Origin of the sequence: Salinarimonas chemoclinalis, assembly GCF_041514305.1 — a bacterium.
Lineage (GTDB): Bacteria > Pseudomonadota > Alphaproteobacteria > Rhizobiales > Beijerinckiaceae > Salinarimonas > Salinarimonas chemoclinalis.
The window spans coordinates 347,040-360,659 of the sequence record NZ_JBGMWH010000003.1; the positions used below are offsets into that span (position 1 = coordinate 347,040).

Annotated in this window: 11 protein-coding genes; 3 read left to right on the forward strand and 8 right to left on the reverse strand. The window is 72.7% G+C overall.

Features of this window, described 5'->3' with window-relative positions; all coding sequences use genetic code 11:
• Positions 1–32 precede the first annotated feature (32 nt).
• Positions 33–545, reverse strand: a complete 513-nt coding sequence (locus AB9M23_RS08850; RefSeq protein WP_372424157.1) for a tyrosine phosphatase family protein — start codon at positions 543–545, stop codon at positions 33–35.
• 326 nt (positions 546–871) lie between these two features.
• Here AB9M23_RS08850 and AB9M23_RS08855 point away from each other — a divergent pair, with 326 nt between their 5' ends.
• Positions 872–1,543 carry an outer membrane protein gene (locus AB9M23_RS08855; protein ID WP_372424158.1) on the forward strand — a complete coding sequence of 224 codons (672 nt, stop codon included), beginning with the start codon at positions 872–874 and terminating at the stop codon, positions 1,541–1,543.
• 101 nt (positions 1,544–1,644) lie between these two features.
• Here AB9M23_RS08855 and AB9M23_RS08860 read toward each other — a convergent pair whose 3' ends face one another.
• Entirely contained in the window at positions 1,645–2,511 is an 867-nt protein-coding gene (locus tag AB9M23_RS08860; RefSeq protein WP_372424159.1) for a D-amino-acid transaminase, read from the reverse strand.
• A gap of 198 nt (positions 2,512–2,709) precedes the next feature.
• Here AB9M23_RS08860 and AB9M23_RS08865 point away from each other — a divergent pair, with 198 nt between their 5' ends.
• Positions 2,710–3,645 carry a dihydrodipicolinate synthase family protein gene (locus tag AB9M23_RS08865; protein WP_372424160.1) on the forward strand — a complete coding sequence of 312 codons (936 nt, stop codon included), beginning with the start codon at positions 2,710–2,712 and terminating at the stop codon, positions 3,643–3,645.
• 72 nt (positions 3,646–3,717) lie between these two features.
• On the opposite strand, the gene AB9M23_RS08870 is transcribed toward AB9M23_RS08865, so the two are convergent.
• The 3 genes from AB9M23_RS08870 to AB9M23_RS08880 form a co-directional block, all read right to left on the reverse strand.
• Complete coding sequence (locus tag AB9M23_RS08870) at positions 3,718–4,131, reverse strand: response regulator (RefSeq protein ID WP_372424161.1); 414 nt, start codon at positions 4,129–4,131, stop codon at positions 3,718–3,720.
• Between the two features lie 154 nt (positions 4,132–4,285).
• Positions 4,286–5,554, reverse strand: coding sequence for a pilus assembly protein TadG-related protein (locus AB9M23_RS08875; protein ID WP_372424162.1), 1,269 nt, complete (start codon positions 5,552–5,554; stop codon positions 4,286–4,288).
• Positions 5,551–6,732, reverse strand: coding sequence for an ATP-binding response regulator (locus AB9M23_RS08880; protein ID WP_372424163.1), 1,182 nt, complete (start codon positions 6,730–6,732; stop codon positions 5,551–5,553). The genes AB9M23_RS08875 and AB9M23_RS08880 overlap by 4 nt, the downstream gene beginning before the upstream one ends.
• Positions 6,733–6,924: 192 nt before the next feature.
• On the opposite strand from AB9M23_RS08880, the gene AB9M23_RS08885 reads away from it, so the two are divergent.
• Entirely contained in the window at positions 6,925–9,615 is a 2,691-nt protein-coding gene (locus AB9M23_RS08885; RefSeq protein WP_372424224.1) for an ATP-binding protein, read from the forward strand.
• 7 nt (positions 9,616–9,622) lie between these two features.
• On the opposite strand, the gene AB9M23_RS08890 is transcribed toward AB9M23_RS08885, so the two are convergent.
• From AB9M23_RS08890 to AB9M23_RS08900, 3 genes are all read right to left on the reverse strand, one after another.
• Positions 9,623–12,031 carry a mechanosensitive ion channel domain-containing protein gene (locus tag AB9M23_RS08890; protein ID WP_372424164.1) on the reverse strand — a complete coding sequence of 803 codons (2,409 nt, stop codon included), beginning with the start codon at positions 12,029–12,031 and terminating at the stop codon, positions 9,623–9,625.
• A 208-nt stretch (positions 12,032–12,239) separates the two neighbouring features.
• Positions 12,240–12,809, reverse strand: coding sequence for a PilZ domain-containing protein (locus AB9M23_RS08895; RefSeq protein ID WP_372424165.1), 570 nt, complete (start codon positions 12,807–12,809; stop codon positions 12,240–12,242).
• Positions 12,810–12,920: 111 nt separating this feature from the next.
• Positions 12,921–13,616, reverse strand: coding sequence for a LutC/YkgG family protein (locus AB9M23_RS08900; protein WP_372424166.1), 696 nt, complete (start codon positions 13,614–13,616; stop codon positions 12,921–12,923).
• Positions 13,617–13,620: the final 4 nt, after the last annotated feature.

The window sequence follows — 13,620 nt, forward strand, 5'->3', positions numbered from 1 at the left end:
GGTCCCGCCGCCGGGACGGTCGATCCCGCGCCTCAGTCGAGCGCCAGCCCGAACGGGACGCCTTCCCAGGCGTCCGCCCCGCGGCCGATGGCCGCGACGGCGTCGACCATGCGTCCGCGCCGCCCGAGCAGGTCGTCGGCGACGGCGACGATCCGACGGTTGGGCGTCGCCATCGGCGAGGCCGCCCGCAGAGCCCGCGCGATCGCCGCCTCGTCGCGCTCCGGCGCGAGGGCGCAGGCGGCGACGAAGGCGCTCGCGGTCGAGCGGCTGATCCCCGCCCAGCAATGGATCACCATCGGCGCCGCGCGATCCCATGCGCGCACGAAGTCGAGGAAGGGCGCGACGTGCTCGACGCCTGGCAGCACGTGCCCGTCCATCGGCTCGACGATGTCGCTCATGAACAGCGTGAGGTGGCGATCCGCGGCGATCGCCGCGGGGCGCGACGGCGGCGTCCCCACGCCGACGAGCGTGACGAGGTGCGACGCGCGCGTCGCGTCGACGGTCTCGTCGAGGCGGGAGAGGGGGCAGACCTGCAGGTACGGCATGGCCGAGAGGGATCGCAGCGGCGCGCGCGGCTGTCAACGGCCCGAGGCCGAGGCGAGGCCGAGCCGAGGCAGAGCCATGGCCGAGCGCGAATGTGGCGGAATGGTGAACGGTCCGTAAAGAAACCGGGGCCGAGGAGCCGGCGTATTCGTCGTTGCCTTCTTTTCGACACGAAGTCGCCGGCAAGACGGCGCGAGTATGTTTAACCGATGATTAAGTTGCATAAATACAACGTGCTGCATCAATGCTTCGGTAACCGGTCCGCGCGACTTTCGCGGCACGGGACTTCGCGCTATGTGTCCGTCATCCCATCAAGAGGACCAACATCATGTATCGCCTGCTCATCGCCTCCACCGCGCTCGTCGCGTTCTCGGCGGTCGCCGTCGCGGCCGACCTGCCGTCCCGGACGCAGCCGGCCCCCTTCGTTCCCTCCGCGCCCCCCTCCTTCACCTGGTCCGGCTTCTATGCCGGCGTGAACCTCGGCTATGCCTGGGGCGACTTCACCGGCCGGACCGGCGGCGCGCTCTACGACGAGGGTGACGGCTTCGTGGGCGGCGGCCAGCTCGGCTTCAACGCCCAGTTCGGCCAGTTCGTCGCCGGTCTCGAGACCGACCTGCAGTGGACGAACTTCGAGGGCGGCCCCGTCGTCCCGGGCGCGCTCGCCGGCACCATCAGCGAGGCCCACCTCGACTACTTCGGCACCGTGCGCGCGCGCGCCGGTATCGCCCTCGACCGCACGCTCGTCTTCGCCACCGGCGGCTTCGCCTACGGCAGCGCCGACGTGACCGCGATCGTGGGCGGCCGCACCTTCTCCGACGACCAGACCCATTGGGGCTGGACGCTCGGCGGCGGCGTCGAGCACGCCTTCACCAACAACCTGACCGCCAAGGTCGAGTACCTCTACACGGACCTGGACAACGAGACCTACAACCTCGACGTCCAGCGCAAGGCCGGCGTCGAGTTCTCCACCGTCCGCGCGGGCCTGAACTACAAGTTCTGATCCCGCGTCCCGGTCCGGGACGCACGACGCCCCGCCCTCCCGACGGAGGGCGGGGCGTTCTCGTTCGCGTTCTCGTGGGGGTTCTCGCGGGGCGCCGGCGCTCAGGCGCTCGCGAGCGATCCGTCCCGGGCGAGCGCGATGTAGACCTCGCGCAGGCGCCGCGCGACGGGACCCGGCGTGCCGGCCCCGACCGTCCGGTCGTCGATCTTCACGATCGGCATCACGAAGGCGGAAGCCGAGGTGTAGAAGGCCTCCTTCGCCCTATGCGCCTCCTCGACGCTGAACAGCCGCTCCTCGACGACGAGCCGCATCTCGCGGGCGAGGTGCATCACCGCCGTGCGCGTGATCCCCGGCAGGATCGCGTTCGACAGAGGCCGTGTGACGAGCCGGTCGTCGGCGGTGAGGATGAAGGCGGAGGAGGAGGAACCCTCCGTCACCATGCCGTCCTCCACCATCCACGCCTCGGCGACGCCGGCGCGGGCGGCCTCCTGCTTGGCGAGCACCTGGGCGAGGAGCGCCACCGACTTGATGTCGCGGCGCTTCCAGCGCAGGTCCGGCACGGTGACGACGGCGACGCCCGTCTCCGCCGCGGGTGCGCCGAGGATGCGCTTGGCCTGCGTGAACATCACCACGGTCGGGGTGGTGCCGGCGGGCGGGAAGGCGAAGTCGCGCTCGGCCACGCCGCGGGTCACCTCGATGTAGACGAGTCCCTCGCCGAGGTCGTTGCGGCGGGCGAGCTCCCGCATCAGCGCCATCCACTCGTCGGAAGAGTAGGGGTTCGCGATCTCGATCTCCCGCAGCGACCGGTCGAGCCGCGCGAGATGCGCGGGCGCGTCGACCAGCTTGCCGTCGACGAGGGCGGCCACCTCGTAGATGCCGTCCGCGAACAGGAAGCCGCGGTCCATGATCGGGACGCGCGCCTCCTCGTAGGGGACGAAATCGCCGTTGAGGAAGACGGTACGGGACATCGGGGCTGGGCCTCTTCTCGTCTGTGGGGTCGGTCGCGACCACACCACGGGGCGGGCGCCTCCTGCAAGCGGGCCGAAACGCGCATGGGTGTGGGTGCGCTTGCGCGCCCGTCTCCCGCGCCCTAGCGTGCGCGCCCGATCCCACACGCCGAGGCGTGCGCGCCGGAGCCTCGACCCCGCCACCAGGAGCCGCCCCCCATGCTCGACGCGTCCGCGAAAGGCGTCTACGTCATCGCCCCGACCCCCTTCCACGCGGACGGTCGCGTCGACGAGGCCTCGATCGACCGGATGACCGACTTCTTCGTCGGGGCGGGCGCCACGGGCATCACGGTGCTCGGCATGATGGGCGAGGCGCCCAAGCTCGACGCCCAGGAGGCGCTCGCGGTCGCGGCGCGGGTGATCGCGCGTGCGCGCGTGCCGGTCGTCGTCGGCGTCTCGGCGCCCGGCTTCGCCGCGATGCGCGGCCTGACGAGGGCCGTGATGGACCAGGGGGCCGCCGGCGTGATGATCGCCCCGCCCTCCGCGCTCAAGACCGACGACCAGATCGTCGGCTACTACGCCAACGCCGCCGAGGCGATCGGCACGGACGTGCCGTTCGTGATCCAGGACTATCCGCTGTCCACGGGCGTCGTGATGACGCCGGGCGTGATCCGCCGGATCGTCTCGGACAATCCCGGCGCGGTGATGCTCAAGCACGAGGACTGGCCCGGTCTCGACAAGATCTCGACGCTGCGCGGATTCGAGCGCGACGGGTCGATGCGCCGGATCTCGGTCCTGTGCGGCAACGGCGGCATGTTCCTCGACTTCGAGATGGCGCGCGGGGCCGACGGCGCCATGACCGGCTACGCCTTCCCGGACATGCTGGCCGACGTGGTGCGGCTGTCCGCGGCGGGCGAGCGCGACGCCGCGCACGATCTGTTCGACGCCCACCTGCCCTACCTGCGCTACGAGCAGCAGCCGGGCGCGGGGCTCGCGGTGCGCAAGTACGTGCTGATGCGCCGCGGCATCATCGCCGACGCGACGCTGCGCAAGCCCGGCGGCGGCGTCTCGGCGCAGGCGAAGGTGGAGGTCGATCTCCTGCTCGCCCGCCTCGCGCGGCACGACCCGCGCGCCGGGGACCTGCGCCCGGCCTGATCCCCGCCCGCGCGGGAACCGCGCCCGCGGGATCTGGGTCCGCCGGCCGCCGACGTGCCTCTCGCGACGGCGTCAGTGCCGCGGCAGAGCGGCGAGGATCGCGGCCTCGTGGTAGGGCTTGGCGACGAAGCGCGCGCCGCGCAGGCTTTCCGGCAGGTCGCTCGGACGCGCGGCCGAGACGAAGGCGAAGGGCACGCCGCGCTCGTCCAGCGCCTCGGCGACGCCGAAGCTCTTGCCGTCGGTGAGGTCGATGTCCAGCAGCGCGAAGTCGACCGGCGCGACGTCGACCTGCGTCGCGAGCATGCGGCGCGCCGCGGCGGCGCTGTCGCAGACGCCGACGACCTCGTGCCCCTCGTTCTCGACGATCGCCTGGAGATCCAGGGCGATCAGCGGATTGTCTTCGCAGATCAGGATACGCACGCTCACATCGCTCACATCGCTCACCTCGTCCCGCCCCTCGTCGCCGGCGGCGGGACGCCTCTCCATGGAACCGTCATGCGGGCCCAACCGGCGGCGCGGATCGCGGTTCCCGATCGTTCGAGCTTTAGGCGAAGTCGAACGATCGTAGTTAACCATCTCTTACTGCACAGATCGCTCACGACCGAGGATCGTCGGCAGATGTTCAGGACGATATGCCGCTCTAATGGGAAAGCACCACGTCTCCGGTCGGTCCGACGCCGTCGGGAACCGGGATGTCCGTGGCATGGTAGTCGGTGTTGAGCTGCAGCACCGGACCCTCCGAGAGTTCGAGGCGCCGGGCCACGATCACCGTGAAGGCGGAGCGGTCGGCGACCGATCTCTCCGAGCTCACGCGCAGATCGCCGCGCGGCAGGTAGATCGTGCCCAGCAGGTTCCGGGCGTCGTCGCTGGTGATCTCGAAGTCGCGCGCTTCTTCCGCATTCCGGTCCTGGAAGAACAGGATACCGGCCAGCGTGCCGTCGCGCATCGCCGTGAGGTCGACGCTCGACTCCTTGCGGAAGTCGATCACGGCGTCCTTCCCGGTGAAGTAGAAGCTGGTGTAGCGGCCCACGAGCATTCCGTCGTCGACGCGCAGCTCGCCGTCCTTGATGACGTAGAGGTCGGAGCCGAGGTCGACCCGCGCCCCGTCGCGAATGCGAATACCGCCGCAATAGACGCCGGGCAGCAGGTACCTGTCGCTGCGGATGTCGACGTCCCGGTGGTCGCAGGCACCGACCGGCGGGGTTGCGCGCCCGGCGAGCGGGTCGGGGATCGGTGGGCACTCGGTGCGCGGGGTGGGCACGTAGGCGGTACCGCGCCCGAAATGACCGCCGGCCGAGCAGATCAGCGCGGCGTGCAGGCTCGCCTGGTCGTCGATCCGCAGGGCCTGCATGTGCGTCGAGTTGGAGAAGACGCCGCAGCGTTGCGCCTCCATCTTCGCACGCTTCTCGAGATGGAGCGCCTTCGGACCAGAGCCGTCGAGTGCCACGACGCAAACCGGCGCGCTGCCGCTGAGCTTCGCGGTGGCCGTCACGGCGACCTGCGCGAAGGCGTCGGTGACGACGCGGCTGAAGACGCGCGCGAGCGGGCTCTCGATGTCGATGCGCACCGAATGGGTGCGGGGATCGACCGTCGCGTCCACCCGCGCCGCGTCGGGATCGAAGCCCCGCGCGGCGATGGCGGCGCGCGCCGCCGTCTCGGCGCCGGCCTCGAGCCGGTCGGCGGGCGTGTTGGCGAGCCGCATCTCGCGCGCGGCGGCGATCGCGGCGGTGTCCGCTGCCGCCTGCAGCGAGGCGCGGGCGCCGTACCAGCTCGTCGCGTCCACCGCGAGCCCGGCGGCGCCGAGCATCGGCACGACGGCGAGGCTGAAGACGATGACCACGCTGCCGGCGTCGTCGGCAAGCCGCCGACGCAGCGCCGCGAGGCGGCTCGAGATGCGTTCGCCCGTCATTCGGCGGCCTCCCTGGACAGGCCGGGCGCGTCGCGACGCGCGGCCGGCAGGACGATGCGTGCGGCGAGCCCCCGGCCGGGCGCCGATTCGAGGAGGAGGCGCCCGCCGTTGAGTTCGGCGATGCGCCGCGCCGTCGGCAGGCCGAGCCCCAGCCCACCGGCGCGCCGGACGAGGACGTTCTCCGCCTGGAGGAAGGCCTGCGTGCAGCGCGCCAGCGTCTCGGGGTCGAGGCCGGGGCCGTCGTCGGCGACGCCCAGCACGACGTCGTCGCCTTCGGCGTGCGCCGTCAGCCGAATCCGTCCGCCGCGGGGCACGTGCGCCAGGGCGTTGCCGACGAGCTCGCCGAGCGCCTTGGCGAGGAGGTGGGGGTCCGCCGTGACGACGAGTGCGCGATCGGCGTCGGCCTGCAGCACGACGCCGCCGGCCTCCGCCGCCCGGCGACGGCGGTGGACCTCGTCCTCGACGAGATCGGCCGCGTGCAGCCGCTCGGGCACGACGGGGACGGTGCCGGCCGACATCTGCGCGAAGGCGAAGACGCGCTGGAGCGTGTCGTTGAGGCCGCGCGCCGCGGTGATCACGCCGTCGAGATAGTCGCGCGGGTCGGCGTCGGGGTCGAGCGAGGCCTGGAGCAGCTCGGAATAGCCGATGATGGCGTTGAGCGGCGTGCGGGTCTCGTGCTGGAGGAGGGCGAGCAGGCTCTCCTTGAGCCGGTCCGCCTCCTCCGCCCGCCCCCGCGCCTCGCGGGTGATCGCCTCCATGCGCGCCCCGCGCAGAACGTAGCGCAGCTGGTAGCCGAGGAGACGCCAGTTGACCGGCTTGGCGACGAAGGACGTGGCGCCGACCTCGTAGGCGCGGTCGATGGCGAACATGTCGTCGCGGCTCGTGATCACGACGACCGGCAGGTTCTGCATCCGCGGGTCGCGCCGCATCTCCGCGAGAAGGCCGAAGCCGTTCATCTTCGGCATTTCGAGGTCGCACAGCACGATGTCGAAGCGCGCGTCGCGCCGGAGGATCGCGAGCGCCTCCTCGCCGTCGCCGGCGGTGACGATCTCGCCGCCCGGATGGTCGAGATGCCCGACCGCGATCTCGCGCAGGATCGGATCGTCGTCCACCACGAGGAGGCGCGTCGGGCTGTCGAACACGTACAGAAAGCCCGCATTGGTCTTGCCGAGAAGCATCGGTTCCGCCCTTCCTGAAGAACGACGTGTAGGCGCAATCCCTGAATGCCCGATTAAATCGTTTAGTTAAGCCGACACTTACTCATTCGTGGCCACATTCGTTCATGATCACCGGCGTGCAGACGCTCGAGCGGCGGGAGTGGTGACTTGCAACCCAAGAGATCGGTCGTCGGAAAGCTTGGCCGTTTGGTCGTGATCTCCGTCCTGATCGCGCTCACGCTCGGCTCGACGGCGAGCCTCTGGCTCGAAATCCGCCGCTACGGCGAGCAGAAGCGCGAGAGCCTGCTCGCGGTCGCCCACGCCTTCGCGGCGGCGAGCGCCGAGGCCGTCGTCGAGCACGATCGCGACGCGATCTTCGAGGCGGTCCGCGCCATCGGGCGCCTGCCGGGCATCACGCACGTGACGGTCGCGGCCCGCGACGGGACGGTGCTCGAGGAGGTGGGCACCGGCGTGCAGCTCCTCGGCCACCTCGTCCTCGACGAGGCCACGCCGCCGTCGGTCGGGGCGATCCTCTTCTCGCGCACCGCCGTCGTCGGCGTGCCCGTGCGCCATCGCGGCGTCGAGGTCGGCCGGCTCGAGCTGATCTCGGAGACCGGCGACCTGCGGGGGCGCCTCCTCGTCGTGCTCGCCTTCGCGCTCGGGGCGGCCATGGTGGCGAGCGCGATCGGCCTCGCCATCGCCTGGCGGCTCCAGCGCGCGATCACGCGGCCGCTGCTCACCCTGTCGGCGACGATGAGCCGCGTGCGCGAGTCGCACGACTACGACGAGGCCTGCCCCGTCGAGAGCGACGACGAGATCGGCCAGCTCGCGCTCGGCTTCAACGCCATGCTCGGCGAGATCCGCCGGCGCGACGCGCGCCTCGCGCAGCATCGCGAGCGGCTGGAGAGCGAGGTCGAGGAGCGCACCCGCGACCTGGCGACCGCCAAGGACGCCGCCGAGCGGGCGAGCAGCGCCAAGTCCGACTTCCTCGCCACGATGAGCCACGAGATCCGCACGCCGATGAACGGCATGCTGGTGATGGCGGAACTGCTCGCCGCCGGCGACCTGCCCGAGCGCCAGCGGCGCTACGCGGAGGTGATCGCCCGCTCCGGCCAGTCGCTGCTCGCGATCATCAACGACATCCTCGACTTCGCCAAGGTCGAGGCCGGCAAGCTCGAACTCGAGGCGGTGCCGGTGGACCTCGGCGAGGCGGCGGAGACGGTGGTGACGCTCTTCGGCGAGCGCGCCGCCGGCAAGGGGCTCGACCTCGCCGCCGCGATCGACCCGGTGCTGCCGCGGATCGTCGGCGACCCGGTGCGGCTGACGCAGGTGTTGGCGAACCTCGTCAACAACGCGCTGAAGTTCACGGAGACGGGCCACGTGCTGGTGCGGATCGCCGCCGCGGACGGGCGAGTGACGATCCGCGTGGAGGACACCGGCATCGGCATCCCCGAGGAGAAGCGCGCGACGATCTTCTCGGCGTTCTCCCAGGCCGACCAGTCGACCACGCGGCGCTACGGCGGGACGGGGCTCGGCCTGTCCATCGTCCAGCGCCTCGTCGCCGCGATGGGCGGCGCGATCCGGGTCGAAAGCGTCGTCGGCGAGGGCTCCTGCTTCATCGTGGAGCTGCCCTGCATCGCCGCGGCGGACGGCGCGCCGGCGCCGCCGCGACTCGACGCGCCCCGCGTCGCGATCGTCGCCGCGGAGGGCGCGGCGACCCGCACGGCGCTGTCGCTCCGGCTCGCGGCCGCGGGGTTCGACGTCGCGGGGCCGGAGGCGGACGGCGCGGACGCCGACTGGATCGTCGACGCGGACGCGCTGCTCCGCGACGGCCGGCCGACCGGCGCGCGTCGGGTGCTCGCGCTGGCGCCGATCGGCGAGCGGGCCGGCGAGGAGGCCCGCGCGCGGGGCCTCGCGGACGCGCTGCTGCGCCGGCCGCTGGCGCCGAGCGAGTGGGCGCTCGCCCTCGCGCGCCTGGTGGACGGCTCGCCCTTCCCGCGGGAGGATGGGGCGCCGGATCGCGCCGCGTCGAGCCTGCCGCGCTTCGCGGGCGCGCGGGTCCTCGTCGCCGACGACAGCGCGGTCAACCGCGAGGTGGCCTGCGAGGCGCTGTCGCGGCTCGGGATCGCGGCGCGCACGGTGGCGAACGGGCGCGAGGCGCTCGACGCGATCCTGGCGGGCGGCATCGACCTCGTGCTGATGGACGGCTCCATGCCCGAGCTCGACGGCTTCGAGGCGACGCGCCTCGTGCGCGTGCACGAGGCGCAGAGCGGCACCGCCCGCACGCCGATCGTCGCGCTCACGGCCCACGTGGTGGGGGCCGGCGCGGACGCCTGGCGCGAGGCCGGCATGGACGGCGTGCTGCACAAGCCCTTCACACTCGCCGCGCTCGCGCAGACGCTCGGCGCGCACCTCCCGGTGTCCGAGCCCGCCGCGCCCGCCGACGCGTCTCGCGCGTCGATGCCGGCGATGCCCGGCCCCGATGCGGCGCTCGACGCCGAGGCGCACCGGGACGCCGAGGCACTGCTCGACGAGGAGGTCGTCGCCGGCATCGCCGAGATGGCGCACACCACCGGCGCCGGCTTCCTGCGGCGCATCCTCGGCCTCTACCTGGAGCACGCCCCACCGGCGCTGGCCCAGCTCGTCGCGTCGGTCGCCGAGGGTGCCGAGCCGGCACTGGTCGCGAGCGCGGCGCACGCGCTCAAGTCGATGAGCCTCAACGTCGGCGCGGCGGCGCTGGCGGTGCGCCTCGCCGCGATCGAGACGGCGGCGCGGGAGACCGGCACGCTCCCGGACGAGGCGACCGTCGCGGCGCTCGCGCCGCTCCTCGCCGAGACGATCGCGGCCCTGCGCGCGCGCCTCGGCGAGGAGGAGCCGGAGGTCGACGCCGCGGCCGTCGGCTGAACCGCCCTCAAGCCTTCGCGCCGGTCTCCTCTGGCGCGGACGTGACGTTGCCGGCGATGCTCTCGACGGCCTCGTCCGCCGTCGCGACCTGGTGCACGGCGGCGGGCGCGGCGCTCGTCGTCGCGCGTTCGGCCAGGATGTGGAGCGGCGGCGCCGTCCCGGTCTTGCCTTCGCCGGCGTAGAGCGTGAGGTGCGGGAACGGGATCTCGATCCCGCGCTCGTCGAAGACCTGCTTCACCACCTCCAGGTAGGCACGCCCCGTGCCCCATTGCTTGCCGGGAGCGGTCTTGATCCGCCCGCGGACGACGACCGCGGAGTCCGCCAGCGCCTCCACCCCCATGAGCTCGAACGGGCCGAGGATGTTCGCGCCGTGATCCTCCGAGCGCGTCAGCAGGTCGAAGGCGTCCTGCATGGCCTGCTTCACCTCGGCGACGTTCTCCCGGTAGGCGACGCCGATGTCCGCGACGTAGTAGGCGAAGTGGCGCATCATGTTGGAGACGCTGTCGACGCTCGAGAACGGCACCACGTGGTAGGTCCCCTGCAGGTCCCGGATCGACACCGAGCGGATGGTCAGCCGCTCGACCACGCCCGAGATGCCGCCCGCGGAGACGACGTCGCCCTCGTTCATGGCGTTCTCGAGCTGGATGAACACGCCGGTGATGACGTCCTGCACGAGCTTCTGCGCGCCGAAGCCCACCGCGAGGCCGATGACGCCGGCACCGGCCAGCAGCGGCCCCACGTTCACCCCGAGCTCGGCGAGCACCATGATCGCGATGACGACGACGAGCGTCACCGTGAAGGCGTTGCGGAAAAGCGCCAGCAGCGTGCGCTCGCGCGCCGTCGGCTGGGTGCCGTAGTCCGGGTTGAGACGATACTCGATCCAGGACGAAACGAGGATGTAGAGCGCGATCCCGAAGAGCACGAGCAGGAAGGCCGAGATCAGCGAGGTCGTCACCGCCAGCCCGACGCCGCTCGACGCCCAGGCGAGGAAGTCGAACAGCTCCCAGGCCTGCGCCACCGCGACGAGGATGCCGACGAGCACGACGAGCCGGATCACGTGCAGGATCTTCGGCACGAAGGCGTTGAGGCGCGACTCGAGCAGCGGCAGGCGCTGCTTCACGTCCGGCGACAGGCGCATGCCGCCCGTCATGAAGCGGGACAGGACCATCGCGATGCCGACGCCCACGCCGACGGCGATCGCGCTCTCGACCGTCGCCGAGAGCATGTAGGTCAACGCCTCGCGCGGGCGCGTCGTCCAGATGAAGAAGAGGGCGACGAAGTAGACGATCGCGAGCACGTGCCACACCCGCGCGAGCGCGGCCATGAAGCGCGCGGTGGCGTCGTTCCGGCCGCCGACCGCCCGGCGCAGCATGACCCGGCGCACGGCGTCGCGGTTCTGCAGCGTCACGAGCACGCCGACGAGGCAGGCGGCGAGGACGGCGAGCGTGCGGATCGCCTGTCCCGCCGCGAAGGAGACGCTCCAGGAGGCGATCGGGGCGACGAACAGGAAGGCGTAGACCACGATCGAGGTGGTACGTCCGATCCAGAAGTACCAGTAGGCGGCCGCCGTGTCCGAGATCGCCTGCACGATCCGCAGGCTCCCCCGGTTCGGCCGCAGCACCGCGCGCACGCCGAGCTTGATCACCTCGGCCAGCACGAAGGCGTTGAGGAAGAGCTGCTGGTTCAGCGCGTTCATGCCCGTCGGGCCCCAGTTCACCGCGACGAACGTGCCGATCGCCCACGCGGCGGCGAGCGCCAGCGCCTCGACGAGGAAGGTCGCCACCGACAGCACGATGCGCCCGATCACGTTGCCCGTCTGCCGATGGCGGGCGAAGCGGTCGCCCAGCCGGCTCGCGAACCAGCGCAGCGCGAGATAGCTGCCGACCGTCACGGCGATGACGAGGCCGAGGCCGGTGACGATCCGCCCGAGCCGCTCGAGATCGGCGCCGTCGACGTCGCGCCACAGGGCGCTCACGGTGTCGAGCGCGCGGCCGGTGACGGCGAAGATGCCGGCGACCTGCTCGGCGACGGCGCGGGTCTGCTCGGCGATCAGCGTCGCGAAGGGCAGCGGCGCCTCCTCCTGTGCCGCCGCGGCGGCCGCGACCGCGTCCCCGGCGGGCGCGGTCGCGGCGAGCGCCTCGAGCAGGCGCGCCCGCGCCGCGTCGTCGGCGATCACCGCGCGCAGCGCCTCGAGCTCGGGGGGCAGAGCCGCGTCCGTCGGCTCGCCGGCCGCCGCCTCGTCCGCGGGTGCCTCCTGCTGCGCCGCGACGCCGGGGAGGGGGAGGCCCGGAACCTGCGCCCGCGCCGCGGCGCCCAGCAGCACCACGATGGCGAGCGCGAGCGAGATCACGAGAGCGATGGTCGCCAGGCGCGTATGCGAGCGAATGAAGACGATGAGCGACGAGTGCTGGCGCATGATCCAGGGGAAGGCTTCGGACGGGGGACGGGTGCCGCGAAGGGCCGATGCGCCGCCGAATCCCGGCGCCACGCGCCGCACTATAGGGAAATCGACCCCGGGGGAAACCGTCCGCGGGTCGGGTGCCCGACGGCCCGCCCGCCGGGCCGGCGGCGGCGCCGCGATTTCGCTCGTCCTCTCAAGGACTCCCGTCGCGCCGTGCGGGTGATCACGGACCCGTGAACGCGATGGCGATCCCGTCCGGCGTGTGCCGCACGACCCGCGCCGGCAGCCCGCCGAGGCGCACCGGCGCGCCGAGGCCGGGCCGCAGCGGCGAGACCAGCCGGGCGCCGCCGAAGGAGAGATCGGCGACCGCGACCGGGGCGATCTCCGGCGGCTCGTCGAGGACGGTCAGCGTCGCGGTGGCGGGCGGCGGCAGCCCGCGGGGATGCGCGCGCAGCTCCGCGCGTCGTCCGTCGAGCCGCTCCTCGAGCCAGACGAGGGCCGCGATGCGCTCCTCGCGCCCATCCCGCTCGAACGCGACGGCGAAGCCGTCTTCGACGAAGCGGGCCACGCGCCCGCGCGCGACGCCGATCTCGGCGATGGCGAGTGTCAGAATCTCCCCCTCGAGCACCGGCGCCGCGGACGCGACCGACACGCCGTCCGGCGAGACGCAGCGGGTCTCGCCCGCGAAGGGCGCGCCGTCGCCGAGCACGATGCGGCACGGCAGGGCCAGAGCCAGCCTCTCGTCGCGGCGGCGGTCGACGTGGAAGGGGGAGTAGGCCTGATCGAGCCGCATCGGGGCGCCCTCGTCGCGGGAACGGCAGGTCCGCGCCCTGCCGACGAACGGTGCGCGCCGACGCTTGCGCGCGGCTTGCGATCGCGGCGGGTCTCGACGCTCGCCGTCGGCTCAGGACGCCGGCGTCTCCCCCCGGCCGCCGACGACCACGATGTGCAGTCGCCGCGGCCCGTGCGCGCCGAGGAACATCGTCTGCTCGATGTCGGCGGAGCGCGATGGGCCGGTGACCCAGTTCACCGTGCGCGGCATCACGCCCTTGCCGAAACGTTCGCGCAGCCACGACCAGACGCTCTCGTAGTCGCCCGCGACGTCCGCCGCCTGGACGACGATCACGTGATTGTCCGGCAGGAAGTTGAGCGTGGACGGATTGTGCGGCCCCGAGACGAGCACGCAGGTGCCCGTCTCCGCCACGCCCGCCTCGGCGTGGCTGACCGCGTTGAGGTCGCTCCCGTCACTCGGTCCCTCGTCGATGGCGAGCGGCGTGTCGCCCCAGGGCATCGCCGAGAGTCGCGGGTCGGCGCCCATGCGCAACGTCGCGGCGAGATTGTGGGCGCGCAGCCACTGCGCGATCGCGGCGGGAACCGCGTCGGGCGCGTCGACCTCGCTGACGGTCGCGAGCGCGGCCTCCGCCTGGGCGATGAAGAGGTCGATGCGGGTGCGCCCGGTCACCGCCCCGCGGGCGGGGACGACGCCGGCGGGGGCGCGGGCGATGCGCTCCGTGACCACGTCGCGGCGCGGGCGCTCGCGCCCGGTGACGCCGAGCGAGCGGCGGATGGAGGCGAAGATCTCGTCGCGGGCGGTGCTCATGGGT

Coding starts and splice junctions, on each gene's coding strand:
- AB9M23_RS08850 (WP_372424157.1), bottom strand. CDS start 545: ATGCCGTACCTGCAGGTCTGCCCCCTCTCCCGCCTCGACGAGACCGTC.
- AB9M23_RS08855 (WP_372424158.1), top strand. CDS start 872: ATGTATCGCCTGCTCATCGCCTCCACCGCGCTCGTCGCGTTCTCGGCG.
- AB9M23_RS08860 (WP_372424159.1), bottom strand. CDS start 2,511: ATGTCCCGTACCGTCTTCCTCAACGGCGATTTCGTCCCCTACGAGGAG.
- AB9M23_RS08865 (WP_372424160.1), top strand. CDS start 2,710: ATGCTCGACGCGTCCGCGAAAGGCGTCTACGTCATCGCCCCGACCCCC.
- AB9M23_RS08870 (WP_372424161.1), bottom strand. CDS start 4,131: ATGGAGAGGCGTCCCGCCGCCGGCGACGAGGGGCGGGACGAGGTGAGC.
- AB9M23_RS08875 (WP_372424162.1), bottom strand. CDS start 5,554: ATGACGGGCGAACGCATCTCGAGCCGCCTCGCGGCGCTGCGTCGGCGG.
- AB9M23_RS08880 (WP_372424163.1), bottom strand. CDS start 6,732: ATGCTTCTCGGCAAGACCAATGCGGGCTTTCTGTACGTGTTCGACAGC.
- AB9M23_RS08890 (WP_372424164.1), bottom strand. CDS start 12,031: ATGCGCCAGCACTCGTCGCTCATCGTCTTCATTCGCTCGCATACGCGC.
- AB9M23_RS08895 (WP_372424165.1), bottom strand. CDS start 12,809: ATGCGGCTCGATCAGGCCTACTCCCCCTTCCACGTCGACCGCCGCCGC.
- AB9M23_RS08900 (WP_372424166.1), bottom strand. CDS start 13,616: ATGAGCACCGCCCGCGACGAGATCTTCGCCTCCATCCGCCGCTCGCTC.